Source organism: Novosphingobium oxfordense (genome assembly GCF_044029435.1).
GTDB lineage: Bacteria > Pseudomonadota > Alphaproteobacteria > Sphingomonadales > Sphingomonadaceae > Novosphingobium.
On the sequence record NZ_CP147005.1, the window covers coordinates 2,272,931 to 2,299,535 of the forward strand.

The following is a 26,605-nucleotide window of genomic DNA, read 5'->3' on the forward strand; positions in this document are numbered from 1 at the left end:
GTCAGGTCTCCTGCTTTTTCAGGAGCAGGATGGCGAATCCGACGATCACCGGCGCGGAAATCGCCAGCGGCAGGAACGATCCGGCCAGATCGGAAAAGCCCAGCGCCTTGGCGAAGACGCCCCTGCTGATCGTGAACATGTGGCTGGCGGGGTAGATTTCGCCCATGAACCGCGCGCCGCCTTCCAGCGAGGATACCGGGTCGGTCATGCCGCCGAACGTCGTGGCCGGGATCATCGTGCCGATCATCGCCAGGAACATCGCCGCGATCTGGCTGCGCGTGAGGGCGGATGCCAGCAGGCCCATGCCGGTGGCGGAAATGCAGTAGATCGTCGCGGCCAGCAGCAGCGTGGGGAAGCTGCCCTTCACCGGCACGCCGAAGATGAAGATCGCCATCAGCACCATCAGCAGGAAGTTGATCAGCGCCAGCGCCACATAGGGCGCCTGCTTGCCCAGCATGAATTCACTGCGGGTGACGGGGGTGACGTAGAGGTTGATGATCGAGCCGATCTCCTTCTCCCGCACCACGGCCAACGCCGTCAGCATCGCCGGCAGCATCAGCAGCAGCGACGGGATCACCAGCGGCACCATCGCCGGCAGGCTCTGCACGTCCGGATTGTAGCGAAAGCGGTTCTCTATGGAAAAGATGCTGGCGGTGGAGCCGACGCGGCGGCGGGCCTGCTCGGTCAGCCAGTGCTGGTGCAGGCCCTGGATGTAACCCTGCACGGTTTCGGCGCGCTGGGGATTGGCGCCATCGAACCAAGCGCCGATCGTCACTTGCCGCCCGGCGCCGACGTCGCGGCCGAAACCGGGCGGAATCTCGATGCCCATCGCCAGTTCGCCGGTCTTCAGCCGCCGCTCCAGATCGTCGTAATCCCGGATCGGCGCATGTTCGACGAAGTAGTCCGAACCCGATATGTCCAGCACGTAGTTCTGGCTGAGCGTGGTATTGTCCCGGTCGAGCACGGCGTAGGACAGTTCGTTGATGTCGGTGGTCATGCCGAAGCCGATCACCAGCATCAGGATCAGCGAACCGGCCAGTGCCAGCGTGGCCCGCACCGGGTCGCGCTGAAGCTCCAGCGCCTCACGCCAGGCATAGGTCAGGCAGCGCTGAAGGCTGAAGCCGCCGCCGGTATGCGTGCCCGAGTCGGGGTGGGCTTCCGCCGAAAGCGCCGGCGCGCCTTCTTGCAGGCTGCGCGTATCGCCGCCCGCCTCCACCAGATAGCCGATGAACGCCTGCTCCAGATCCTTCGCCCCGCGCTTTTCGATCAGGCGCTGCGGGGCATCGCTGTCCAGCACTTTGCCCGCATGCATCATCGACATCCGGTCGCAGCGCATCGCCTCGTTCATAAAGTGGGTGGAGATGAAGATCGTCACTTTGTCCCGCCGCGAAAGTTCCACCAGCAGCCGCCAGAAGGAATCGCGCGCCACCGGATCGACGCCGGAGGTCGGCTCGTCCAGGATCAGCAGTTCGGGCCGGTGCACCATGGCGACGGCAAGGCTGAGCCGCTGCCGCATGCCCAGTGGCAGGCTTTCCGGCAGTTCCTCCAGCACATGGTCCAGCCCGAACCGCTCCACCATCTCGGCAACGCGCGCGGGGATTTCCGCCCTTGGCACATGGAACAGCCGCGCGTGCAGTTCCAGGTTCTGCCGCACCGTCAGTTCGCCATAGAGCGAGAAGGCCTGGCTCATGTAGCCGACCCGGCGGCGGGTGGAGATGTCGCTGGAATCCACTTCGTTGCCGAACAGCCAGGCCTTGCCCTCGCTGGCGGGCAGCAGGCCGGTCAGCATCTTCATCGTCGTGGACTTGCCGCAGCCGTTGGAGCCCAGGAAGCCGAAGATCTCGCCCCGGCGGATGCGGAAGCTGACGTGATCGACCGCGGTGAAATCGCCGAACCGCATGGTCAGGCCCTGCGCCTCGATGGCGATATCGTCCTCGTCCGCCTCCAGCGGCGGGATCACGACCGCCGTGTGCCCGCGCTTCTTCTCCTCCGGCAGCAGGGCGATGAAGGCTTCTTCCAGCGAAGTGGTGCCGGTGCGATCGAAGATTTCCTGCGGCGTGCCGGTGTCCAGCACGTTGCCGTCGTCCATCGCCACCAGCCAGTCGAACCGCTGCGCCTCGTCCATGTAGGCGGTGGCGACGATCACGCTCATCCGGTCCTGCGTCTTGCGGATATCGGTGATCAGGTCCCAGAACTGGGCGCGGGCCAGCGGATCGACGCCGGTGGTCGGCTCGTCCAGGATGAGCAGGTCGGGATCGTGGATCAGCGCGCAGCAGAGGCCCAGCTTCTGCTTCATGCCGCCCGAAAGCTTGCCGGCGGGGCGGGCGAGGAACGGATCGAGCCCGGTCGCCCCCGTCAGTTCGTCGATCCGGCGGCGGCGCTCCGGCCCGTCATGCCCGAACAGGCGGCCGAAGAACTGAAGGTTCTCCTCCACCGAAAGCGTGGGATAGAGGTTCTTGCCCAGCCCCTGCGGCATGTAGGCGATGCGCGGGCAGACATCCAGGCGGTGGCGCCTGTCGCGCATGTCGCCGCCCAGCACGCGCACCTCGCCCTCCTGCACCACGCGCGCGCCGGATATCAGCGAGAGCAGGCTGGACTTGCCGACGCCGTCCGGCCCGATCAGGCCGATCATCAGCCCCGCCGGAACGTCCAGATCGATGCCGCGCAGCGCCTCCGTCTTGCCATAGCGCGTCCAGACGCCGCGAACATGGACGACCGGGTCGGAGAGCGCAGCAGGCACGGTCACCCCCCTCTCCTCAGCCGCCCTTACCGGGCGCCTGCTGCTGAGGCGCCAACGGCCCCCGAAGCTGAAGGAAATCCGGCCATTGCGCGTGGGAATCGATCTTCACGTAAGCCATGCCCGGCAGGCCGGTCTTCACCAGGCTCATGTACCGGCGCAGCAATGCGGGGGCGATCCGCGCCTTCACGCGGAACATCATCTTCTCGCGCTCGCTCTGCGTCTCCACCGTCTTCGGCGTGAACTGGGCAACGTCGGCCACGAAGCTGATCGTCGCCGGGATCGGCGTATCGGGAAGCGCATCCAGCACGATCCGCGCCTCGCTGCCGATGCCCAGCCGGCCGGCAGCGGTGGCGGGCAGGAAGAACGTCATCGTCACGTCGGACAGGTCTACAAGGCTGACCACGCGGCCCCCGGCGCTGACCACCTCGCCCGGCTGGGCCACCCGGAACTGCACGCGCCCGTCGCGCGGGGCGCGCAGAGTGGCGTCGTTGATATCGGCTTCTATCCGCTGGATCGTCGCGCGGGTGGCCTCCACCCGCGATTGCGATCCGATCACCTGATTGCGGGCATTGGTGATGGCGACTTGCGCGGAAGCCACTTGCGCCCGCGCCGCCTCCACCGCGGCCGATGCGCCTTCCACTTGCGCGGAATCGTCATCCCGCTCCTGCTTCGAAGTCGCCCCCTCGCGCGCCAGCGTATCGGACCGGCCCAGCCGCTTGCGCGATGCGTTCAGTTCGGCCAGCCGCTGGCGCACCACCGCATCGGCGGCGGCCTTCTCCGCCTCTCGCTGGGCCACTTGCGTGCGGGAGACCAGCACCGTGTTCTGCGCTTCGGCAAGCTGCGCCTCCGCCTCGGTCTTCTGGGCGGTGAGCACGTCCACATCCATGTGCGCGATCACGTCGCCCGCCTTCACCGTCTGCCCTTCATCGACCACGATGTCGCGGATGCGGCCGGGCGACTTGGAGGCGACGTCGATCTCGGTCGCCTCCAGCCGGCCGTTGCCGCCAACGATGCCTTCGGGCAGGCCGGAGGGTGTGAGCAGCTTGTAGAGCGCAAAAGCCACGGCGATAACTGCCGCGACGATCAGTCCCCTGACCAACCAGGTCTTGTTCATCGTTGCTGCCCCTCTTGGCTGGTCTGCGTGTTGGTGGCGGGAATATCGGCAGAAGGCGTCTCGAACGGCCGATTGACCGGAAAGCCGCCGCCCAGCGCGGAATAGAGCGAGACCACGCTGGCCAGTTCGGCACGGCGCAATTGCACCAGCGCCTGTTCGGCATCGAACAGGTCGCGCTGCGCATCCAGCACTTCCAGATACGTGGACCGGCCATTGTCGAACCGCAGCTGCGCCAGCCGCGCCCGCTCCCGCTGGGCCTCCACCAATGCGCGGGTGGTCACGATCTGCTTGGCCAGCTGCTGGCGGCGCACCAGCGCGTCCGACACGTCGCGGAAGGCGGACTGGATGGTCTTCTCATACGTGGCCACCGCCTGATCGCGGCGCGCCTCGGCCACGTCCAGATTGCCCTTCAGGCGTCCGGCATTGAAGATCGGCATGACCAACTGCGGCGTGAAGCTCCACGCCCCGCTCCCGCCCGCAAACAGCCCCGCAAGGTCTGAGCTGGACGTGCCGAAGGCGCCGGTCAGGCTGATATTGGGGAAGAACGCCGCGCGCGCCGCGCCGATATTGGCATTGGCGGCGCGCAGCTGGTGCTCGGCGGAAACGATGTCCGGCCGGTTCACCAGCAGTTCGGACGGCAAGCCCGTGGGCAGGGTGAATTCCGGAAAGTCCCCCGTCAGCCCCAGCGATCCCGGCGCAATCTCCACCGGCGCACCCACCAACAGGGCCAGCGCGTTGCGGTTGACGTCGCGTTCCTGTTCCAGCGCATCCAGCGTCGTCTGCGCCTGGGCCAGCAGCACCTGGGACTGCGCCATGTCCAGCTTGTTGCCCGAACCCACCTCGTAGCGGCGGCGCATGATCCGCAGCGTTTCCTCACGCGTGGTGATCGACTGGCGGGCCAGTTCCGCCCGCTCCTCGTACTCGCGCTCCAGCAGGTAGCCCAGCGCCACTTGCCCGATCAGATCGGTGGCCACCGCGCGGCGCGATTCCTCGGTAGACAGGTATTGCTGGCGCGCCGCCTCGCGCAAGTTGCGCAGGCGGCCCCAGAAGTCGATCTCCCAACTGGCGCTCAATTGCACGGTGACCTGCTTGAGATCGGCGTACTGATCGGTGCCCGTCACCAAAGTCCGCCCGCGCGTGCCGGTGGCGACCCCGTCCAGCTGCGGATAGAGCGACGCGCCCTCTATCCGCCATGCCCCGCGCGCCTCCGCCACGCGGGCGGCGGCAAGGCGGATGTCCCGATTGTTCGCCAACGCCTGCGCGATCAGTGCCTGCAGCTGCGGCTCGCGAAAGAAGGCGTGCCAGTCCAGCCCGGCGATCGATTGCCCTTCAACGCCGCCGTCATAGCGATCGGGAACGGGCAGCGGCGGCTGCACATTGTTGGGCGCGAAGGAACAGGCGGAAATGGCAAGCAAGGACGCCAGCAGCAGGCAAGCCGTGCGCCTTCGGGGCGGAATTCGACAGTCAGCCAGACTCAACAGCACCAAAATCCCCTTCGCACGCGACGGACACGACGCCGGGAGAACTGGCGCCAGAAGGACTTGAGACTTGTCGATTCTTGTTATCGCTTGCGGGAAACTGCCCCGGCGACCGTGTTATCCGACTGGATAACAACGCATTTATACGTGTGACTTGCCCGCAAGGTCAATCGCGCTGCCATGCCGCGCGGATTCGGGCACCGCCACCGATTCGCCCCGAAGCCATGCAAGGCATGAAAAAAGGCCCGGAAGAGCTGGTCTTCCGGGCCGAGTGATGTGGCTGCTCCTTTCAGAGCCGCCTTCGGGTCGCGAACTCTTCCTAGCGAAGGGAAAAACCAAACCGCGTGACCGAAATCACGCCTCGAAGGGAATCACGTCTTCCGCCGCACGCCCAAAATGAGTTAAGCGCAATTGCATGGGTTCGGCCGCCGGTTCGCGCGGCCAAGGGGCAGTGTTTTTGGATTCCGAAGACAAAATCGAGATTATCCGTACGATCTTCCGGTGCGATCGCCCCGCCGCCGAGAAGCTCGCCCGCGTGCTCGCCTTCCAGAAACTGGGGGCGAAGGAAATTCTCGCGCGCCAGGGGGAGGAATCGCATCACTGCTGGCTGGTGATCGAAGGCGGCATGCGGATCGAGGCGTTCGGGCTGGAAGGCCAGCGCCAGCAGCTTGCCCAGTACGGGCCGGGCGAATTCTTCGGCGCCTATCCCATGCCGGCCGTCCACCGTGCGGAGATTGCGGCGCTGATGGATACCAGCCTGCTGCGCGCCGAAGCGGTTCGCGTGGCCGAACTGGTGGCCGAAGATGCCCAGATCGGCGCCGGCATGGCCCGCCTGCTGGCCCGCCAACTGGACCGCGCGCTGGACCGGATGATGGCCCGCACCACCTATTCGGCTGCCGGGCGCGTCTATGCCGAACTGCTATCGCTGGCCGGCGGGGCCGAACGCATCGCGCCGCCGCCCAAGGTGACGATGCTGGCGCTCTCGGCCAATACCACGCGCGAAACCGCCTCCCGCGCGATCGCGGCGCTGATCCGGCGCGGGATCATCAGCCGCGACGATCGCGAATTGCTGATCCACGCCCCGCGCATGCTGCTGGAACTGGTCTGCTGAGATAGCGCCGGGAAGGCGGAAGCCGGCCTGCGGCCCATCCTCCAGCGCAGCCCCGGGTTTCTCGGACGCTACAATGTCGATGCTGGGGACGGCGTGGGCCTTGGCGAAGGCATGGGCATCACCGACCGGGTGGTGAAGAACATCTTCGCGCTACGAGGCCGAGCCGATCACGACCGCAGGCGAAGTCGTCTCCGCGGCGGGGCCCGATCTGTCGGCGCTGCTGCAAGGCGCAAGACACGGCCCTGCGGCCAACGCCGTGTAGCGACGCAGCGAGACAGGCTGAGATTGGCTTGGCGCCGGGAACGTCGGCTTTCGCCCGCCCCCGGCAAATCCCGTCAGTCGGCCGAATCCTGGCAGAACAGGCCGATCGGGAAATCGCCCTTCGGCGTGACCACCTCACCCGCCGTTTCGAAGCGATAGCGCGGCGCCAGCAATTCGAGCACGGCGATCTGCGGCCAGTGCGCGCAGACGCTACCTTCGTTGGCGGAACGCGCCAGCACGATCGCGGCCTCCGCGATGTCGATCAGGCTTTTTTCCGGACAGGTCGGCCGATAATCCAACCCCAGCCGGCTTTCCGGCGCAACGCGCAAGATCGCGCCGGCCTGGTCCATTGCCGCCACCGGATCGTCGAACTGCAACAGCGAAAAGCCCTCGAACGCGGCCTGCCGGGTTACGAAAGTCAGGTCGCAGCACGCCGGAACCGGCCCCGGCATCGCCAGAACCGCGCGGTTCACCGCCGGATCGAAAGCGGCCCCGTGCGCCGGCAACGATTCGTCCAGCACCAGTTCGTGCAGCATCCGCCCTTGCCTGCGCCATTCCACCTCGGGCGGCGAAAGCTCATCGAACGCCCGGCCCACGTGGAAGGCCAGCGCCTCGGTCGCCAGCACGCGCGAACGGCGGATGGCAAGGCCCATCGCCACTTGCGCGGCAAGGTGCACTGCCGCGCCGGAAAGCCTGCCCGGCCCTTCCAGCACGTCTATCACGTCGGCATCGTCCAGCAGGCGGTCGAACCGCTCCGCCCAGTCGCCGCCGAAATGCGCCACCGAAATCTCGCGGAAGGCATCGATCGCAGTCGGCAACACGACATGAAGCCGCGCACCCGCCGCAATCGCCATTTCGGCGATAAGAATATCCGATCCCGCCGCCAAAGCGCCAAAAACCACGCCCGGGCGGACGCGATCCAGCATGGCGCCGATCTCCGCGCGCACCCGCGCCTCATCCTGCGGCAGACCGATGATGCCGCTGAAATAGAGGCTGGCGGGCGGCCGCAAGTGATCGAACAGGCCGAAGGGCGCGCCCGTCCATTCGAGAATTTGCTGGAACTGGCGCAGCGTTGCCGCCTGATCTTCCCAGGCCTGGGGGGCGGCCTTCACCGCATCTTCCAGCGCCAGACGGGCGGCCCGGGCATCGCCCAGCAGCAGCTTCGCCTCTGCCGCCGTGGCGCCCAGCCAATAGCGCGTTTCCGGCTCATGATCGCCGCTTTCCAGCAGCTCCAGCACCTGGCGGGCCAGGCCATGGGCTTCGTCCGGCTTGCCGTTCAGCAGGGCGATGGTGGCCGCGTTGATCAGCGGATAAGTGGCGCGCCGCCCCCCGGCGGCGCGCGTATAGGCTTCCTGCGCCTGATCGAGCAGATCGCTGCGATCAGGCCCCAGGCTGCGCAGGGCACGATCCTTCAGCAGCCTCCCCTTCAGGCTCAGCGCTTCGCTGTCACGCGATTCGAGCAGGCCCACGTCTTCGAAAAGACGCCATGCACGCAGCACGTCACCCGATCTGGCGATCTGGCGAATCCGGGCAAGAAGGGGAAGAGTCACGATGGTCGCCGCTCCTGCGCTTCACCCAAGTCAGCCGCCACCCTGCGGCGGCGGGTTCTTGATGTCAGGATCGATGGTGAGGCCGATCCACTTTAGTTCGCTCTCGTCCGGGTTCTGCAGAAAGTCGATGTTGATGTTGAAGCGATGGCAGGTGTTGTACTGCCCGCCCTTGTTGAACCGCGCCTTGAACCGCAGCGCCTTGTAGCGCTCCTTCTTCGGGCAGTACGTTTCATCGACATATTCGATGCTGCCGTAGAACGAGGACAACGGTTCCTTGGTGGTGATCCCGTCGTACTGCTTGGAGAACCACAGCTGCTCACCATGCAGGGTGATCTGGACAGTCGAATTGCAGTCGATCGAGATATAGTCCCGATCCTTGGGACCGTTGTAGCTGAGCACCACGAGGTCCTGATCGGTTTCGAGACGGACATCGAACTGGATCGGGGCTTCGGCGCGGAAATCCTCGCCCTTCACTTCAAATTCGATCCACGGCGCAAGGCCGAACTCCGTGTAATTCATAGTCGACATCATGCTTCCCCTTTGCACTCAATTGAACGGCTTATCGAACTTGCTCCGCCAAATACGCCAATCGTTGTTCTCAGGGTCCGACGCCATAAGTCGCTCGACATCGCCCCGCGCTTCCGCGCTCATCGCTTCCGCCTGCGCCCGTTCCCCCAGCGCGTACAGCAGTTGCGATGTCGAATAACGAACCAGCATCCAGTCCTCCAGATAACTGGCATTCTTGGGATCGTCGCGCAGCAGGCCCTGCACGATCGCGGCCTGTTTCTTCCGCTCCGCCAGAGCATCCCGATCACGCCCTTCCACGCGCAGGGCATCGGCCAGCCAGCCGTGGCGGTTGGCGATATCCTCGCGCACGCCGGCATCGCCGGGCATCATGCGGCCGACCTGCTCCATCGTTTCCAGCGCCTTGCCGCATTCGGAAATACCGTCCTGCGGGCGTTTCCCGGTCACGCCGATCGAACAGATGTTGCCCTGCGCATAGCCGAGTTCACGCAAGTAGGTGCTTTCACCTGGCCGCAGTTCCACCAGCCGGCGCGCGAGATCGCGATAGGCCTTGAAGTGCGGCAGCGCCGAATCGTACTTGTATTGGATGAAGTCGACGTAGCCGAGCCAGTATTCGCTCTGCGCATGGGCATAGACGCGCGCCGGATCGGCGGGATCGGCATCGAGCAACGCCCCGGTGACACGATGCGCCTCCCGGAATTTGGCCAGCGCGCCGGCCACGTCGCCACGCTTGTGATCGTCTTCCCCCATCGCGTGGAGAATGCGCGCGCGGCGGTCCAGCGATTCGGCGGGCAGATCGGTCAGGTTCGGCTGATCGGCATAATAGGCCAGCGCCCGCTGGTTCACGGTCTGGAGCACATCGAGTCGGCCGACGCCTTCGAGCTTTTGCCGCAGGTCCGTCAGCATGAATTCGATCAGTCCTTCTGCCTGCTGTCTCTGGCGTTGCGCTTCCATCTGCGCGCGCACCGCGAAGATCAGCATCAGCGCCATCGATAGCGTCAGCAGCACGGTAAGGAGCGTGATGGCGATCACGCGGCGCAGCTGGCGCTGCGCATCTCGTTGAATAATTTGGTCCAGCGCAACGCCGGTGAGGCCGGCGACGATTTTCAGCCGCGCCAGTTTCGGCCCGTCCGCCTGTGCCCGGAAATCGGCGGCGATCGGCTCATGCACCACGCCGTTCGCGTCCGGCTCCAGCAGCGCCTGGGGGAAACTGTCGGCCGGCTCGCCCTCCACCAGCGCGGCGATCACCGGCCGGTCGGGATAGAGGCTGCGGAACAGCGCCACTTCGGCATCGACCCAGCGCGAGGCGCGCGCCGCCGGGGAGCACAGCACCAGCAAGGCTTCGGACTGCGAAAGCGCGGTGCGCACTTCGTGGTCCAGGCTGCTGGCCGCCGCCAGTTCGGCGCGATCGCGGAAGATCGGCGTCAGCCGCTGCGGCACCGGCCCGCGCGGAGAAGGGGTGCCGACCAAACGCTGGGGAATGCGATAGGCTTCAAGCCAGCGATGCAGCTTACCGGCGAATCGCTCGTTGGCATGGCTATAGCTCAGGAACGCGCGATAACTGCGCGCCTCCCCCGCCGCAACGATGCCCCCGTTAACCATTGGATTGCGCCTGCGCCCCTGCAGATTGCCGCTCCGGGCCCGTCCGGAGTCACGAACCCCTATCAGATGCGTGCGTCGGCGCAATAACCGTTGCGTGTCCGCAAGGTTACGGTCCGCACGGGCCGTTCGCCGGCACCGTGCGGACCGCTGCCCGTCAGTCCGGCTTCACATCGTGGCGGCCGAGGAAGGCGAAGATCGTCTCCCACACGTGCCGCGCGGTAGTGCCGCGCACCGCCGAGTGGGTCTGCCCCGGATAGAGCATCATCTCGAACGGGGTGGACGACGTCTGCATCTTCGCGATCAGCGCGGTGCTGTTTTCGAACACCACGTTGTCATCCGCCATGCCGTGGATCAGCAGCAGCGGATCGGCGATTTTCGGCGCGTTATCGACGGCGTCGGCCGCGCGGTAGACCTCCGGCTGCTTGCGCGGATCGCCCAGGTAACGCTCGGTATAGCTGGTGTCGTACAGCTCCCACTTCGTCACCGGCGCGCCCGAAATGCCCGCGGCGTAGAGGCCGGGATCGGTCTCCAGCATCTTCAGCGTCATATAGCCGCCGTAAGACCAGCCGTAAGTCGCGACCTTGGCCGGGTTCACGAAGGGCAGCGACTTCAGGTACTTCGCGCCGGCGCGCTGGTCGGCCACTTCCACCGTGCCCATGGCATTGCGGATCTGGCTTTCGAAGGCGACGCCGCGATTGGCGCTGCCCCGGTTGTCGAGGCGGAAGTAGATGTAGCCCTTGGCGACGATCGCCTGCGGCAGCGCACCCAGCCACGCCTTCGACACGGTCTGCGCGTGCGGGCCGCCGTAGTGTTCGAAGAACACGGGGTAACGCTTGCCCGGCTCCATCTTCGGCGTGATCATCAGCCAGTGGAGGTCGGAACCGTCATCGGCCTTGATCGTGCCGAACGTGGTTTCGCGGTGCGCGGCCATGAACGGCGCGTAGGGGTGCGTGCCCTCCAAACGGTTTTCCTCGACCCAGGCCAGGCGCTTGCCGGCCGCATCGGCGACGTAGCTCTGCGGCGGCTGCGTGGGTGACGACCGGGTGACGTAGAACGTCGTGGCATCGGCGCTGGCGACGGCGGCGTTCGACCAGCCGGCCTCGGTCAGCCGTTCCGGCGCGCCCGGCTTGGCGAGGTCGAGGGCGTAAAGCTGCGGGGTGAGGACGCTGTCCTTGGTCCCGGTGAAATAGATGCGGCCTTTCGCCTCATCCACGCCGACAAGGCCGGTAACGACCCAGCTTCCCGAAGTGAGCTGGCTGAACTTGCCCTGCTTGAACCGGTAGAGGTGCCCGAAACCGTCGCGTTCGGACCACCAGATCAGGCCGCCGTCCTTCAGGAAACGGTAATTGCTGGAAAGATTTACCCAAGTTCCATTGGGGCTCCCCTTCGGCGCATTCTCGGTAAATAGCACGCGGCTCTTGCCCGTCGCCGGATCGACCGCGAGCATATCGATCTTGCTCTGCGCGCGGTCCTCACGCTGGACGTAGAGGGTGCGGCCATCGGGCGCCCAGTCCACGCGGGCAAGGTAGATGTCGGGATCGCTGCCCAGGTCCACTTTCACCAGCCCCGAACCGTCCGGGTTCATCAGGTGGAGCGAGACCAGCGCATTGGGGGTGCCGGCGGCGGGATAGCGCTGTTCGAAGGTCTTGGTACCTTCCGCGCCGATGGCAGCGCGGGTGACGACGCCCACCGGCGCTTCGTCGAAGCGCTCGACCGCGATGCGGCTTTCTTCCGGGCTCCACCAATAGCCGGCGAAACGGTCCATTTCTTCCTGCGCGACGAATTCCGCCTCGCCCCAATGGACGGTCTTGGCGGTCTCCTCCGGCGTGACGGCCTTGGGCGCATCGCCCGACAGCGTGCCGACCCACAGGCGCTGGTCGCGCACGAACGAGAGATAGCGGCCACGCGGGCTGAGCGCGGCGTTCAATTCGTCCTCGGGCGAATCGGTCAGGCGGCGGATCGAACCGTCCAGTGTCGCCAGCCAGAGATCGCCGTCGAGGGGCACGAGGATCGCCTTGCCGTCCTTGGTCCAGCTGTAGCTGACGATGCCCTTCAGGCTGCCCACGCGCTTGCGTTCGCGTTGCATCTTCTCCGCCTCGCTCAGCTCGCGGCCGGAGCCGAGCTTGAGCGAATCGACCAGCATGCGCCATTCGCCGGTTTCGCGGTCGTAACCCCAGAGGTCATAGCGTTCGCGGTCCTCGGCGCGGTTGCGCAGCAGGGTCAGCCAGCGGCCATCGGGCGAGATCTTCACTTCGCGCGGGGCCGGCCCGTCGAGCGAGGGGCTGGCGAAAACGCGTTCGAACGTCAGACTGTTCTGTTGCTTCACGGCGGCATCCTGCTGGGTGGCGGCGGGCTTTGCAGCGGCGGGAGTGGCGGCGGCAAGGCCGGGCACGATCGCGGTAGTGGCAAGAAGCAGAAACGCCATTCCAGCCTTGCCCGGCCGGAACCTCATGCGCGTGGTCACTGAGTGTCTCTCCGAATGTTTCGTCCTGACCGACCTAAGCTCCAAATCCGGAGCCGGGCGGCGCGACGCAAGAGCCCCCGGACGCGGACGGCCCGAGGGAGAATGCGATTTCGATAGCGGGCCTGAAACGGAATTGCACCCTTCGATGCGTGGACGCGCGCACGCCATGTCATCAGCCACATGACATCAACCACGCCCGCACAAATACACCCCGTCGTCCCCGCACAGGCGGGCCCCGCTTTCCTGGTTCACGCGGAGGTGGGGAAAGCAGACCGCCGGCACCGCGTTGGGCTGACATCATGCCTCCGCATCTCGACGTCGCCGCGTGCCGAAAGAGAAGCGGGATCCCCGCCTTCGCGGGGATGACCGGAATTGAGGTGGAGAGAAGATGGAGGACACCGAGAGAAGCCACCGAGGTTGAAACGACCCGGAAACCCCCACCGGAAACGACGCCGGCGAACCGCGCGGATATCCCCGCAGGTGCGGGTAAATCTCTCTCACATGAATCTTTTGTAACCTCGCCTCCACCGCCACTCCATCCCCCGAATGGCAAAACGACCATGCGATCCGGGAACCACAGTCTGACAGTCGCACCCTCGTCATTGCCCCTGGTTTCCGGATCGCACCCCCGAAAATACCTCTGTTTACCGGGCGGTCCCCCTTGGCCGCCCGGCCCCTTGCGAGGGGGTCATCAGTGAGACAGGCCGTGGCTGCACCCGTTTTCTTCGATCCCACCGGAAACCGGCGCATCCGCGTCCGGCGGTTCGGGCTGCTCATGCTGCTGGTGGCGCTGGCCGCCTCGGCGATCTTCGCGACCACCGTCGCCACCGTGCCGGCCCCGCCGCCGCTGCCGATCGCCTACGAGCATGCCCAGCCCCTGCCCTTCCGCGCAGAGATCGGACATCTGACGCGCAGCGCCCGCAAGTTCCTGTTCGGCCGCACCACCGCGCCTGCCCCCACGCCCGATGCCAACCCGATCACCGTCGGCTTCTACACGCCGTGGAACGATGACAGCGCCACCTCGCTGGAACGCCATATCGACCGGCTGGACTGGGTTGCCCCGGCCAGCCTCTCTGTGGACGACAAGGGCGCACTGAAGGTCGAGACGGATGCCCGTTTCGATCGCATCATGGCGACGGCGCTGCACCGCCCGCTGGTGGTGCCCGTGCTGCAGAACACGCTGGACGGCGAATGGCAGGGCCCGCAGACCGGCGCGCTGCTGGCCAACCCAGCCCGCCGCCGTGCGCTGGAAGCGCAGACCATCGCCTATCTCGACAAGACCAACGCCGCCGGCGTGATGGTCGACTTCGAAACGATGCCCGCCGCCAGCCTGCCGGCGCTGCGCACGTTCCTTTCTGAACTGCGCACGCAGCTTGCCCCCAAGCACCGCCTTGTCTCGATGACGATGCCGATCGACAATCCGGACTGGTCCACCCGCGCTTTCGCGCAAGTGGCGGACCGTCTGGTGCTGATGGCCTATGACGAGCACTGGCAGGGCGGCACCCCCGGCCCGATCGCGTCGAACCCGTGGTTCGTGCAGAAGCTGCAGGGCGCCCTCGCCGGCCTGCCGCGCGGCAAGGCGATCGTGGCGCTGGGCGAATATGCCTACGACTGGCACGACGGCAAGGCGGACAACATGACCGTCGAGGAAGCCTGGCTGAGCGCGCACGACAGCGGCACCACGCCGCAGTACGATCCGATGAGCGGCAATGCCGGTTACTCCTTCGTCGATGGCAGCCGCCACGACGTGTGGATGCTGGACGCCGCCGCCACCTGGAACCAGATGAAGATCCTCTCGCGCTTGGGCGTGGGCGATATCGCGCTCTGGCGCCTGGGTTCGGAAGACCCCGGTTTCTGGAACGCCGTGAAGGCCTGGCACACCGGCGGCCAGCTGCCCAACCTGAAGCCGCTGGTGCAGGCCGCCAACGTAGACGTCGAAGGCCAGGGCGAAATCCTGCGCGTCACCGCCACGCCGCGCGACGGCACCCGCGCCGTCACCTTCGACAAGGTGACCGGCATGGTCTCCGCCGAAAACTATCAGGTTCTGCCGACGCCCTATGTCGTGAAGCGCACCGGCGCGCTGAACAAGCAGGTATCGCTGACGTTCGACGATGGCCCGGACCCGACGTGGACGCCGAAGATCCTGGCGATCCTTGAACAGAACCACGTGCCCGGCACCTTCTTCATGGTGGGCGAGAACGCGTTGACCAATCGCGACCTCGTCAAGCGCATTGCCGACGATGGCGACGAGATCGGCAACCACAGCTACACTCACCCCAACATGGCGGAGGAAGCCGCGACCGGCATCGGGCTGGAACTGAACGCCACCCAGCGCCTGATCGAAGCGACCACCGGCCATTCGATCCGCCTGTTCCGCGCCCCCTATTTCGGAGACGCCGAGCCGACGACGGCCGACGAACTGGTCCCCGCCGTCGTCGCGCAGGAACATGGTTACACCGTGGTCGGCCTGCACGTCGATCCGGACGACTGGAAGCGCCCCGGCGTCCAGCACATCATCGACAGCACCATCGAACAGGTGGAATCGGCCAGCCCGGACCGTTCGGAAAACGTGATCCTGCTGCACGACGGCGGCGGCGATCGTTCGCAGACCGTGGAAGCGCTGCCGGTGATCATCCAGCGCCTGCGCCAGGACGGCTATACTTTCGTGCCCACCTCCAAGCTGGCCGGCCTGTCGCACGATCAGGTCATGCCCAAGGTGGACGGCGTCGATCTTGCCGCCGTGCGCGCAGACGTGGCCCTGTTCGCCGTGCTGGCGGGCATCCTGGCCGCCCTCAACTGGACGTTCTTCTTCGCGATCTCGCTGGGCGTGCTGCGCTCGATCGGGCTGGCCTCGCTGGCGACCATGCTGCGCCGCCCGCAGCCGATGGAGGCGCCGGAGGATACCTGCGCCCCGCTCGTCACCGTGATCATCCCCGCCTACAATGAAGAGCGCGTGATCGAGGCTTCGGTGCGCCGCGTGCTGGAAAGCGATTATCGCCACTTGCAGGTGATCGTGGCCGACGACGGTTCGAAGGACCGCACCAGCGCCATCATCGCCGACGCTTTCGCCAGCAACCCGCGGGTCGAACTGCTGACGCTGGTGAACGGGGGCAAGGCCGCCGCGCTCAACCGCGCGCTGAAGCAGGCTCGCGGCGAGATCGTGGTCGCGCTGGACGCCGATACCCAGTTCGAGCCCGAGACGATTTCGCGCCTCGTCCGCTGGTTCGCCGATCCGCGCATCGGCGCGGTGGCCGGCAATGCCAAGGTGGGCAACCGCGTGAACCTGGTCACCCGCTGGCAGGGCGTGGAATATGTCACCGCGCAGAACCTCGAACGCCGCGCGCTGACCAAGCTGGACGCGATCATGGTCGTCCCCGGCGCAGTCGGCGCCTGGCGCCGGGAAGCGCTGGACGAAGTGGGCGGCTATCCGGAAGACACGCTGGCCGAGGATCAGGACCTGACCATCGCCATCCAGCGCAAGGGCTGGAAGGTCGCCTATGACGAGGACGCCGTGGCCTGGACCGAGGCGCCGGAGAGCTTCCACGCGCTTTCGAAGCAGCGCTTCCGCTGGTCGTTCGGCACCCTCCAGTGCCTGTGGAAGCATCGCGGCACGCTGCGTAAAGGGCGTCCTTCGGGCCTCGCTTTCATCGGCATGCCGCAGGCCTGGCTGTTCCAGATCGTCTTCGCGGTGATCTCGCCCGCGATCGACCTTGCCCTGCTGATCTCGATCGGCGGCACCGCGCTGCGCATCTCGCAGCACGGCTGGGCGCAGACGCAGACCGACGTGCTGCGCATGGGCGCCTACTGGCTGGGCTTCACGCTGGTGGACCTTGCCTGCGGCTGGGTCGCCTATCGCCTCGATCCGCGCAAGGAACGGTTCCGCCCGTTCCTGCTGCTGGCCCAGCGCTTCATCTATCGCCAGCTGATGTACAGCGTGGTGATCCGCGCAGTGGGCGCCGCCTTCGCCGGCAAGGGCATCGGCTGGGGCAAGCTGGAACGCACCGGCCGCGTCAATGCCATGCCGGGCGCCACCACCCCCGCCCCGGCCGTTCCGCTGAACGCGTCGGACACGCGGCCGGAACTGGAAACGGCGGGCTGAGGCCAAGGCGGCAAAAGCAGGGATATCGGGATAGGAGGCCTCCGCGAAAGCGGGGGCCTCGCTGTAAGTTCGAAGGTTATTCGGCCCCGCTATTGGCCCCGCTATTCGCCAACATCATCTGCCCGTAATAGCTCGGTGGATTCGCCGCGATAACAGTAGATCGGACTTGCCCCGATACTTCCCGCGCCAAGCTTCAGCTGTACGCAGACCCGATCCGAAAAGGCCATTACCAGCGCAACACGATCCGGATCGACCTGGTTCGGGGGCCGGTTGTTCCTTGCGTTCCACCGCCGCCTTGCGTCCCGGATCTGGGCAGAGAACGACGGATCGCCGCCGCTTCTGCTCCACTCCCGATAGTGCTCATCCGCACCGGCCTGACGCCCTTCGACCCGGCCCAAATGGAAGCCCGATCGGTAGCCCTGACGATATCCCGCAACGCTGGCCAGAAGGACAACTCCAGCAGCGATTGCGCAACAGAGCCGGATGTTGAGGTTAGCCGTCACTGTAATGCATGTAGCGCATCAATGATATTCTGCTCGGATAGTCCCTGTTGGCGCGCCCAGAGAATGAGGTACTCAGCAAGTTCCCAATCCACCGGCGCGTCGGGCCTGATGAGGCAAATTGATAATCGAAGGCCACTTTGCTCAGCAGGTTTAAGCTTATCGATCTTGCCCCATATCCGCCGCTGAAGCGCCGCCAACTCAGCGGGCCCTGCGCCGCGATCAATCGCAGTCAGCGCTTCTCGCTGCATTGCATCTTCAATCTGTAAAAACTGATGCAATGCGCGCGCAACGGAATGCGACCTAGGTCGTAGTTGCCCAGAAACGATTTCTTCGATCACATCGTCCGCGTTGATAGCGCTCATCCGCCAATTCTTATCCAAGTTGGAGGTGTCCGCAAAGTTGGCGTGTCCGGAACGGTAGGTTTTAGATTAAAATCTCGAAAACACGCCATATCCGCTTTCGCATCATGTCGCGCCTGCCCACCCCGCTGCGACTAGCTCCGCTGCGCTCCGCAAGTCTCGCGGCCCTCCCGCTGGCGGGAGGGGTTGGGGGTGGGCTTTCACGACACCCACCTCGCCGACGCCCGTTACCCCGCGCCCAGCACCAGCCTCACTTCCAATCCATGCCCTACCGCATCGGCAAGCTCGACATGGCCGTCGTGCAGCTTGGCCACCGCTTCCACCAGTGCCAGGCCCAGTCCCGATCCCGCCACCGCCCGCGTCGGGTCCAGGCGGCCGAAGCGTTGCAGTGCGGCTTCGCGCTGGCTTTCGGGAATGCCCGGCCCGTCGTCGCGCACGCCCAGCATCACGTGGCCGTCGCTGCGGTATCCGAACAGCGTGATCGCGCTTCCGCCGGCCGCATACTTCACCGCGTTGTCGACCAGATTGCCCAGCGCCTGCCCCATCAGTTCGCGGTGGAGCAGCACGGAAAGCCCCTCCGGCGCTTCCGCGGAAAGGGTGAACCCCTCATCCTCGGCATAAGGCTCGTAGAGCGCGGCAAGGTCTTCGAGGAACGGCGCGAGCGGGGTATATTCGAAACGCTCGCGGCCGATGCCCGCTTCCGCGCGGCCGATCTGGAGCGCGGTGGTGAGGATGCGGGTCAGCGTATCCGCCTCCGCCAGTGCGCGGCTCATCGCCAACTCCGCCGCCGGGTCGCGCGCTTCCACCGCCGCCTGTTCCAGCGCGGCGCGCAGCCGCGTGACGGGGGAGCGCAAGTCATGCGCCAGCCCTTCGGCCACCACGCGCAATTCGCCCACCAGCGTCTCGATCCGGCCCAGCATGACGTTGATCTCGCCCGCCAGCTCGTCGAAAGCGTCGCCCGAACCGTCCAGCGGGACGCGCGCGTCGAATGCGCCGCTGGCGACGCGATGCGCGGTCTGCGCCATGTCGTGCACGCGCCGGCCCACCAGCCGGGAGGTCAGCACCGCCACCAGCATGGTCAGCGGCAGCGCCAGGAAGATCGCCGCGAACAACGCCTGTTCGAAACTGCGCTGCAGCTTCAGGTCGCGCCCTGTCTCCACGCCGGCCAGCAGGGTGGACCCGTCGGGCAGCCGCGCCTCGGTCAGCGTCATCTGCTGGGGCTGCGAGAAATCGCTGCGGTAGAGCACCGTCTCGTACCAGTCGCCGACATGGCCGCCGCGCGGCGGCAATGCGTCCAGATTGCCGGTAACGCGCTGCCCATCAGGCCCTGCCAGCAGCATCAGCGGCGCCCGGCGCCCCTCTGCGCGCAGGCGCGTGTCGATCGTTGCGCGCAGGCCGGCCAATCCGCCATCCTCGTAGGCGGCCAGCAGATCGTCGCGCAGATCCTCCACCAGCGCGTGCTGCTCGTCGCGCACGGTCTGCTGGCTGGAAATCCACACGAAAGCCAGCACGCCGCCGGTGGCGACGAGCTGGAACAGCACGACCGGAACGAACAGGCGGAACGAAGTGGAGCGCAGCAACCGCGCCACCCGCCGCCGAACTTTCTCCCTCAAGCCGAAAGGCCCAGCCGATAGCCGGCCCCGCGCACGGTGTGGAGCATCGGCGGCGCCCCTTCCTCATCCAGCTTGCGGCGCAGGCGGCTGACGTGGACGTCGATCACGTTGGTACCGGGGTCGAAGTGATAGTCCCACACCGCCTCCAGCAGCATCGTGCGCGTCACCACTTCGTCGACATGGCGCAGGAAGTATTCCAGCAGGCGGAATTCGCGCGGCTGCAGGTCGATCACCCGGCTGCCGCGCTTCACCTTGCGGGCCAGCAGGTCCATCTCCAGGTCGCCGCAGGTCAGCCGGGTTTCCACCGCCGCCTGCCCGGCGCCGCGCTTCACCAGCAGGCGCACGCGGGCCAGCAGTTCGGCGAAGGCGAAAGGCTTGGTCAGGTAATCGTCCGCGCCGGAGGTCAGGCCGGTCACCCGGTCATCCGTGGATCCCAGCGCCGAAAGCACGATCACCGGCGTCTCGATGCCGCCCGCGCGCAAGGCGCCCAGCACCGACATGCCGTCCATCTGCGGGATCATGCGGTCCAGCACGATGGCGTCGTAGGTGCCGTCGCTGGCCAGGAACAGCGCATCGCGCCCGTTGCCCGCCCTGTCCACCACGAAGCCTTCCTCGGCAAAACCCTTCACGATGTAGGTAGCGGTAGCCTCGTCATCCTCGACGACCAGCAGCTTGTGCCCCATGCGTTGCTTTCCCGACTCCGCCAGCATCCCAATGCCCCGGCAGATCAAGGATTGCGGGGCTGCGGCCCACCGGGAAGATCGATCCTGCGGACCGCGCCCAGATGCACCACATCCAGATGCATAGGCTGCCGTCCGCGCTCAGACAACTCCTCCGCCAGCGAAGAGAAGGACGTGGGCTGCTCGCCGTCCACCCGGGTGATGCGATCGCCCACCGCCAGCCCCGCATGTTCGGCATTCCCGTCCGAGCGGACGGAGGTGACGACAAGCCCTTGCTGCCCGCCGGGAAGCTTGTCCGCAGTGAAGTCCAGAACCTGGCGCCAGGCGGCATCGCGCGTGGCGGTATCGTGAACGGTGGCGGCATCGGGCGCGGTCAGGCCGAAATGGCGCTGCGCCCAGAGATCGCCCCAGGTCAACGCGCCGGTCACCGCCAGCAGGGCGCCCAGCATCGGCAGGAGATCGAGCACGCGTCGTCTCGCATCCGAATGAGCGTCAGGCAAATGAGCCCCGAGATCGCCTCGGGCGTCGTCAGCGTCGGTCATGAAAGTATCGAATCCACGCCTTGGGCGCTGCATCCGTGGGGCATCACGCGCAGCACCGGCGGCACAAGCACACCCTTGATCGTGACTATCGCAGCGCTGGAACGGAATGTCACATTAAGGAAATTCCATGTTCGCTCCACGCTGCGGCAAGGCGGCGCGGCGCAGGAAAGCCAGCATGAACAGGGCTGCATCTTTTCAGCGCAGGGGCTGGCGAAAGCGCCGCTATGCGCTGCTGGCGATCATCTTGATCGTGCTGGGCGTGGCCGGCTGGCTGGCATGGCTGGGCGCTTTCGACGCCAGCCCGTTCCGCCAGCTTGCCGCCCGTGGAGACACCCATGGCGTCGCCCGCAAGGACTATGCCGCCGTGCTGATTTCCGGCGACATGGGCCCGCGCGCCGGCATGGGCGCCCCGGTGGCGGACGGCCTGGCGGACCACGGCGTTGCCACCGTTTCGGTCAATTCGCTGAACTATTTCCGCGTGCGCCGCACGCCTGCCGAAGTGACCGCGATGATGGGCCAGGCGATCCGCGACGCCATGGTGCTGGGCCATGTCGACAAGGTTGTCGTGCTGGGCCAGTCGTTCGGGGCGGACATGGTTCATGTGGGCCTTGAAAACCTGCCGGCGGACTTGCGCTCCCACGTCTCTCTGGTGGTGCTGACCGTGCCCACGCGCACGGTTTTCCTGCGCGTTTCCCCGCTCGAATGGCTGGACAGGACCACGCCCGACGCGATGGCCATCACCACTGCCCGCAAGCTGGACTGGGTGCCGGTGGTCTGCATTCGCGGCGTGCGGGAGACCGACAGCCTCTGCCCGCTCCTCCACCTTCCCCGCCTGACGCAGCTGGCCCTGCCCGGCGACCATTACCTGGAACACGATGCCGACCGGGTGTTCACCACCATCCGCACCGTGATCGCGTCTCATTTCCAACCGGCCCATTTCCAACCCATTCAGCCGTTGAATTTCCCGGAGTCCCCCCGATGATCCGCCGCATGCTCCCGCGCCTTCGCGTCCTGTTCCTCGGCCTCGCTTTGGCGAGTGGGGCTGTTGCGGCAGGAACTCCGGCCGAAGCGGTTCCCTCCGTGGCCCAGCTCAACCCCTATGGCCGCTGGCTCAATCCGGCGGGAGACGTGGAAGTGTCGGTCGCCCCCTGCGGCACCTTGCTCTGCGGCACGGTGACGTGGGTGGGCGGACAGGCCCTTGCCGATGCCTCGGACGCGGGGGTGCAGCACCTTGTCGGCACGCAGTTGCTGCAGGGCTATCGCCGGCAGGACGGCGGCAACTGGCAGGGGCAGGTCTTCGTGCCCGACATGGGCGCCACCTTCTTCTCGCGCATCCACCAGCCGGACGACGGCCATCTGAAGATCAGCGGCTGCATCCTGCACGGGCTGCTCTGCAAATCGCAGATCTGGACGAGGCGATAGACAGGCGGGGGCAAATGGGGATGCGACAACCATGACGACGCCACTGCAAAAACGTCTCGCCCACCTGAAACCGACCCTTGGCCATCTGGCCCATCGGCTGGCGATACCCGCGCAACTGGCGCTGGCAGCCATGGTGCTGGCGCTGGCGGGCGTCTGCCTGCACCACATGGCGACCACGCTGAACTTCCACGCGGTGATCCGCGATGCCAAGGCCCTGCCCGCATGGCGGCTGGCGGCGGCGCTGGGCTTTACCGCCGCCAGCTACCTGCTGCTGACGATCTACGACGTGATGGCCCTGCGCGCGATCGGCAAGCCGCTGCCCTGGCGCAGCGCCGCGCTCGCCTCCTTCACCAGCTATACGCTCAGCCACAATCTGGGCTTCGGCATCATCACCGGCGCCGCCGCGCGCCTGCGCGTCTATGGCGCACGAGGCCTGACCACCGGCGATGTCGCGCGGGTGACGGCGATCGCGGGGGTGACGTTCTGGACCGGCGTGCTCGCCTCCGCCGCGCTGGCGCTGCTGGTCCACCAGCGGCCGCTGGTAGTGGCAGGCCATTTCGTGCCGCTGTCCGTGCAGCACGGCACCGGCGCGGGCCTGCTGGCGCTGCTGGCCGTGGTCGCGCTGGCGGGCAAGCGCTGGCACCTGCCCGGCCCCGCCGGCATGGCGCGGATGACCACGGTGGCGCTGGCCGACATCGCCACCGCCTGCGCCGCGCTGTTCGTGCTGCTGCCGCCCGTGCTGTCTCAAGCCGCGCCCGCGCTCTACGCCCCGCTGCTGCTCGCCTATGTCCTGGCGATCGTGGTCGCGCTGGTCAGCCACGTGCCGGGCGGCCTTGGCGTGTTCGAGGCGACCGTGGTGGCGCTCTGCCCGCAAGTGCCGCCGGGCATGCTGCTCTCCGCGCTGCTGGTCTACCGCATCGTCTATTACCTGCTGCCGCTGGCGGTCGCGCTGGTGCTGCTGCTGCGCCATGAGCATGCGCGGTGGAAACGCCCCGCCGTGCTTGCCCTGAAAGCGGGCGAGACGATGCTGACCGCGCTCGCCCCGCGGGTGATCGCTCTGCTGGTGTTCCTGGGCGGCGGCGTGCTGCTGCTTTCAGGCGCGACGCCTGCGCTGCCCGAACGCATGGCCGCGATCCGGGGGCTGGTGCCGCTGCCCTTCGTCGAAGCTTCGCAGATCGCCGCCAGCCTTGTCGGCACCCTGCTGCTGGTGCTGGCCCCGGCGCTCTATCGCCGGCTGGATGCCGCCTTCCTGCTGACCCGCGCGCTGCTGGTGGCGGGCGCGATCTTCTCGCTGGCGAAAGGCCTCGACTATGAAGAGGCGCTGACGCTGATCGCCGTTGCCGGCGTGCTGCAACTGGCGCGCAAGGGCTTCTGGCGGCGCACGGCGCTGACCACCGACGTGATGAGCGCCAACTGGATCCTGGCCATGGTGGCCACGATCACGCTGGTGATCGTGATCGGCTATTTCACCCAGACTTTCCCCGCCTATCGCGGCAGCCTCTGGTGGAAGTTCGCCTGGTCGGGCGATGCCTCCCGCTACATGCGCGCCAGCTTCGCGGTGGCGGTGGCGACCGGCGCCTTCGTGGTGCTGGCCCTGCTGCGCCCCTCCCGCCACTGCGCCCTGACGGATGAGGCGGCGGTGGACGTGGACGCGGCGCTGACCCACGCCGTCCGCTCCGAATCGATGCTGGCACTCACGGGGGACAAGCTGTTCCTGGCCGGGCCGGACAACCGCAGCCTGCTGATGTACCAGGTGCGCGGCCATTCGTGGATCGTCATGGGCGATCCGGTGGGCGAGCCGGCCGACTGGCCCGAACTGCTCTGGCGCCTGCGCGAACGGGCGGACGCCAACCAGGGCCGCGTACTGCTCTATCAGGTAACCCCCGCCGTACTGCCCATCGCCATCGACATGGGCCTGCAACTGATGAAATACGGTGAGGAAGCGCGGGTGGACCTCGCGCAATTCTCGCTGGACGGCCCCGCCGCCCGCCCCCTGCGCCACGCCATGCGCCGCGCCGAGAAGGAGGGCGCGGAGTTCGCCATCGTCCCCGCCGCGCGCGTTCCTGCCATCATGGGCGAGCTGCGCATGGTCTCCGACGAATGGCTCCACGCCAAGGGCCAGCGCGAGAAAGCCTTCAGCGTCGGGCGCTTCGACGAGGAGTACATCGCCCGCTGCGACATCGCCGTGGTCCGCCGCGAAGGCGCGATCGTCGCTTTCGCCAACATCTGGAAAACGGCGGGGCGTGAGGAGCTTTCGGTGGACCTGATGCGCCACCGGGCAGAGGTGCCCTATGGCTGCATGGACTTCCTGTTCACGCGCCTGATGCTGTGGGGCCGGCAGGAGGGCTACGCCTGGTTCAACCTAGGCCTCGCCCCGCTGTCGGGCATAGAGGCACGCCGCCTGGCGCCCACCTGGGCCCGCGCGGCCGGCATGCTGTTCCGCCACGGCGCCGCGTTCTACGGCTTCGAGGGGCTGCGCAACTACAAGGAGAAGTTTGCGCCGGTGTGGGAACCGCGCTTCATCGCCTGCAGCGGCGGCGTCGCGACCGGGCGCGCCCTGCTGGACCTGCAAGCGCTGATCGGCGACGGCCGCAGTGTCGGCAGGCTGCGCGGAGGGCAACGGAAGGCGGCGCAACCCATCCCGCTCACATCCTGAGTTGGATCGAGACGTGCCCTGAGAACAGCCCCTCTTAGCCCAAACCCCGTCGCCCCCGCGAAGGCGGGGGCCCCGCTTCTGCCAACCTCACACCCTCCCGCAAGAAAAGCGGGGTCGCCGCCTTCGCAGGGACGACGGGCTTGGGTGGTGAGCGGACTTATGTCCGGCGGAATGAACTGACCGAAACGAGCTTCCGATAAAGCGCGTCAGCGCCCTTCGCCTTCTCTTTGCGGATGCGCCAATGGAGGATGCAATAGCCCACCGGAAAGCCGGTCAGAAACAGCGCGACCGCTGCTTCAACCAAGGTGGGATACCAGCCCGCTACGAAAGCTCCGGCATAAACGAATACAAAAAAGAGGCCCCACGACCCCACCGCGAGTTCTGGTAGGATCGAGAGTGTACGGGCCTGATAACGGCGATGAGCGTATTTCCAGAATATGCGCTGAAATCCCATCTACGACCTCGATGTTGGCTGCGCCACCGGCATGGCGCATCGACGCTATTGCTTCAAGGCGTCCACTTTAGGGCGTTAGCAGCCGTTGCGTTTGCCCACCCCGCTGCGACTAACTACACTGCGCTTCGTAAGTCTCGCGGCCCTCCCGCTTGCGGGAGGGCAAGGTCGTGCTGCCATCTCTTTTTGGCGCTGGCACTCCCCTCCCGCAGGCGGGAGGGGCTGGGGGTGGGCCTTCCCCACACTTCCCATTCCGGACGAAGAACTTCTCCACTCCGCCCGCCGCACCGGCGGTTGTCCCCCGCGCCGACCTGCCGCTAGTGTCGCTCTCCAAAACCCCACGTACCGGACCACGAATGACTGTCATCGCCGCCCAGCTCTACCACAACGGCCGCTCGGCCGAGCCCGTCTCGCTCGAAAGCTGCCCGCCGATGCGGCAGGACGGGGACTTCGTGTGGATCGGCCTTTACGAGCCCAGCGAAGCCGAACTCCGCTCCGTCCAGAAGACGTACGGCCTGCACCCGCTGGCGGTGGAAGACGCGTTGAAGGCGCACCAGTTGCCCAAGGTGGACGTCTATGGCGACCAGCTTTTCGTCGTCGCCCGCACCGCCCATCTGGAAAACGACACGATCGTCTACGGCGAAACCGCGATGTTCGTGGGCGCGCATCACGTGATCTCCGTCCGCCACGGTTCGGCCCGCGCCCACACGACTCTGCGCGCCCAGCTTGAGGCGGCGCCGACGCTGCTGCAGCACGGGGTGGACTATGTGCTGCACGCGATCCTCGACTTCATCGTCGACGGCTACCTGCCCATCGTCGAGACCATCGAGGAGGAAGTGCTGGAGATCGAACAGCGCGCGCTCGACGCCTTTCTGGACCGCGAACAGGTCATGCACCTGTTCGCGCTGCGGCGTGAGCTAATCCGCTTCCAGCGCGTGCTGGGGCCGATGGGCGAAGTGTGCAGCAAGCTGGTCCACCTCGACATGCCGTTCCTGGACGCGGCGGTGAAGCCCTATTTCAGCGACGTGCTGGACCATGTGCGCCGCGTGGAGTCGATGGTGGCGAACTTGCGCGAAGTGCTCACCTCGGTCTTCGAAGTCAGCCACCTGCTGGAATCGCAGCGGCAGAGCGAGATTACTCGCCAGCTCGCCTCATGGGCCGCCATCCTCGCCGTGCCCACCGCGATCGCGGGCATCTACGGCATGAATTTCGACAATATGCCCGAATTGCACACCCACAACGGCTACTTCGTGGTGCTGGGAGTGATCCTGGTGCTGTGCAGCGGGCTCTATGCCTGGTTCCGGCACACGCGCTGGCTTTGAATGGAATGGCTCCGGGAATGAAATGGCTCCGGGTGGGCCGACCCACCCGGAGCCATCAGGGGACACTCTGAACGAACGCCCGAACGTGCGGCAGGTTCCGTCCCCCGAAGCGC

The 26,605-nt window shown here is 66.5% G+C and carries 18 protein-coding genes; 6 read left to right on the top strand and 12 right to left on the bottom strand.

Going from position 1 to position 26,605, the window contains the following annotated elements:
* Window position 1: 1 nt before the first annotated feature.
* The 3 genes from rbbA to WBP07_RS10625 are packed head-to-tail and all read right to left on the bottom strand — an operon-like array spanning window position 2 to window position 5,332.
* Entirely contained in the window at window positions 2–2,746 is a 2,745-nt protein-coding gene (gene rbbA, locus WBP07_RS10615; RefSeq protein WP_395391013.1) for a ribosome-associated ATPase/putative transporter RbbA, read from the bottom strand.
* A 10-nt stretch (window positions 2,747–2,756) separates the two neighbouring features.
* Entirely contained in the window at window positions 2,757–3,854 is a 1,098-nt protein-coding gene (locus tag WBP07_RS10620; RefSeq protein WP_395391014.1) for an HlyD family secretion protein, read from the bottom strand.
* Window positions 3,851–5,332 (bottom strand): efflux transporter outer membrane subunit, encoded by a 1,482-nt coding sequence (locus WBP07_RS10625; protein WP_395391016.1) that lies wholly within the window; start codon window positions 5,330–5,332, stop codon window positions 3,851–3,853. Before WBP07_RS10625 ends, WBP07_RS10620 begins: the two co-directional genes overlap by 4 nt.
* Before the next feature lie 457 nt (window positions 5,333–5,789).
* On the opposite strand from WBP07_RS10625, the gene WBP07_RS10630 reads away from it, so the two are divergent.
* The gene (locus tag WBP07_RS10630; RefSeq protein WP_395391017.1) at window positions 5,790–6,443 is read left to right on the top strand and encodes a Crp/Fnr family transcriptional regulator; all 654 of its coding nucleotides are present in this window, start codon (window positions 5,790–5,792) and stop codon (window positions 6,441–6,443) included.
* 335 nt (window positions 6,444–6,778) lie between these two features.
* Here the strand turns inward: WBP07_RS10630 and WBP07_RS10635 are convergent, their stop codons facing one another.
* The 4 genes from WBP07_RS10635 to WBP07_RS10650 all read right to left on the bottom strand — a co-directional run bounded on the left by WBP07_RS10635 (window position 6,779) and on the right by WBP07_RS10650 (window position 12,806).
* A complete protein-coding gene (locus WBP07_RS10635) occupies window positions 6,779–8,254 on the bottom strand; it encodes a TRAFs-binding domain-containing protein (protein ID WP_395391018.1) in 1,476 nt (491 codons plus the stop codon).
* 30 nt (window positions 8,255–8,284) lie between these two features.
* Window positions 8,285–8,782, bottom strand: coding sequence for a nucleotide synthetase (locus tag WBP07_RS10640; protein ID WP_395391019.1), 498 nt, complete (start codon window positions 8,780–8,782; stop codon window positions 8,285–8,287).
* A gap of 18 nt (window positions 8,783–8,800) precedes the next feature.
* Complete coding sequence (locus WBP07_RS10645; protein WP_395391020.1) at window positions 8,801–10,381, bottom strand: toll/interleukin-1 receptor domain-containing protein; 1,581 nt, start codon at window positions 10,379–10,381, stop codon at window positions 8,801–8,803.
* 154 nt (window positions 10,382–10,535) lie between these two features.
* On the bottom strand, window positions 10,536–12,806 hold the full coding sequence (locus WBP07_RS10650; protein WP_395391021.1) for a DPP IV N-terminal domain-containing protein: 2,271 nt from the start codon (window positions 12,804–12,806) through the stop codon (window positions 10,536–10,538).
* Between the two features lie 745 nt (window positions 12,807–13,551).
* On the opposite strand from WBP07_RS10650, the gene WBP07_RS10655 reads away from it, so the two are divergent.
* On the top strand, window positions 13,552–16,944 hold the full coding sequence (locus WBP07_RS10655; RefSeq protein WP_395391022.1) for a glycosyltransferase: 3,393 nt from the start codon (window positions 13,552–13,554) through the stop codon (window positions 16,942–16,944).
* 499 nt (window positions 16,945–17,443) lie between these two features.
* On the opposite strand, the gene WBP07_RS10660 is transcribed toward WBP07_RS10655, so the two are convergent.
* From WBP07_RS10660 to WBP07_RS10675, 4 genes are all read right to left on the bottom strand, one after another.
* Window positions 17,444–17,809: a hypothetical protein gene (locus tag WBP07_RS10660; RefSeq protein WP_395391023.1), complete on the bottom strand. Its 366-nt coding sequence runs from the start codon at window positions 17,807–17,809 to the stop codon at window positions 17,444–17,446.
* 224 nt (window positions 17,810–18,033) lie between these two features.
* Window positions 18,034–19,419, bottom strand: a complete 1,386-nt coding sequence (locus WBP07_RS10665; protein ID WP_395391024.1) for a sensor histidine kinase — start codon at window positions 19,417–19,419, stop codon at window positions 18,034–18,036.
* Complete coding sequence (locus tag WBP07_RS10670; RefSeq protein WP_395391025.1) at window positions 19,416–20,102, bottom strand: winged helix-turn-helix domain-containing protein; 687 nt, start codon at window positions 20,100–20,102, stop codon at window positions 19,416–19,418. Before WBP07_RS10670 ends, WBP07_RS10665 begins: the two co-directional genes overlap by 4 nt.
* 44 nt (window positions 20,103–20,146) lie before the next feature.
* The gene (locus WBP07_RS10675; protein WP_395391026.1) at window positions 20,147–20,566 is read right to left on the bottom strand and encodes a PDZ domain-containing protein; all 420 of its coding nucleotides are present in this window, start codon (window positions 20,564–20,566) and stop codon (window positions 20,147–20,149) included.
* Between the two features lie 250 nt (window positions 20,567–20,816).
* On the opposite strand from WBP07_RS10675, the gene WBP07_RS10680 reads away from it, so the two are divergent.
* The 3 genes from WBP07_RS10680 to mprF are packed head-to-tail and all read left to right on the top strand — an operon-like array spanning window position 20,817 to window position 24,719.
* On the top strand, window positions 20,817–21,623 hold the full coding sequence (locus WBP07_RS10680; RefSeq protein ID WP_395391027.1) for an AcvB/VirJ family lysyl-phosphatidylglycerol hydrolase: 807 nt from the start codon (window positions 20,817–20,819) through the stop codon (window positions 21,621–21,623).
* Window positions 21,620–22,063, top strand: coding sequence for a DUF2147 domain-containing protein (locus WBP07_RS10685; protein ID WP_395391028.1), 444 nt, complete (start codon window positions 21,620–21,622; stop codon window positions 22,061–22,063). The genes WBP07_RS10680 and WBP07_RS10685 overlap by 4 nt, the downstream gene beginning before the upstream one ends.
* 31 nt (window positions 22,064–22,094) lie before the next feature.
* On the top strand, window positions 22,095–24,719 hold the full coding sequence (gene mprF / locus WBP07_RS10690; protein ID WP_395391030.1) for a bifunctional lysylphosphatidylglycerol flippase/synthetase MprF: 2,625 nt from the start codon (window positions 22,095–22,097) through the stop codon (window positions 24,717–24,719).
* 157 nt (window positions 24,720–24,876) lie between these two features.
* On the opposite strand, the gene WBP07_RS10695 is transcribed toward mprF, so the two are convergent.
* Window positions 24,877–25,173: a hypothetical protein gene (locus tag WBP07_RS10695; protein WP_395391031.1), complete on the bottom strand. Its 297-nt coding sequence runs from the start codon at window positions 25,171–25,173 to the stop codon at window positions 24,877–24,879.
* Between the two features lie 353 nt (window positions 25,174–25,526).
* Between WBP07_RS10695 and WBP07_RS10700 the strand changes: the two genes are divergently transcribed.
* A complete protein-coding gene (locus WBP07_RS10700) occupies window positions 25,527–26,492 on the top strand; it encodes a magnesium and cobalt transport protein CorA (RefSeq protein ID WP_395391033.1) in 966 nt (321 codons plus the stop codon).
* Window positions 26,493–26,605: the final 113 nt, after the last annotated feature.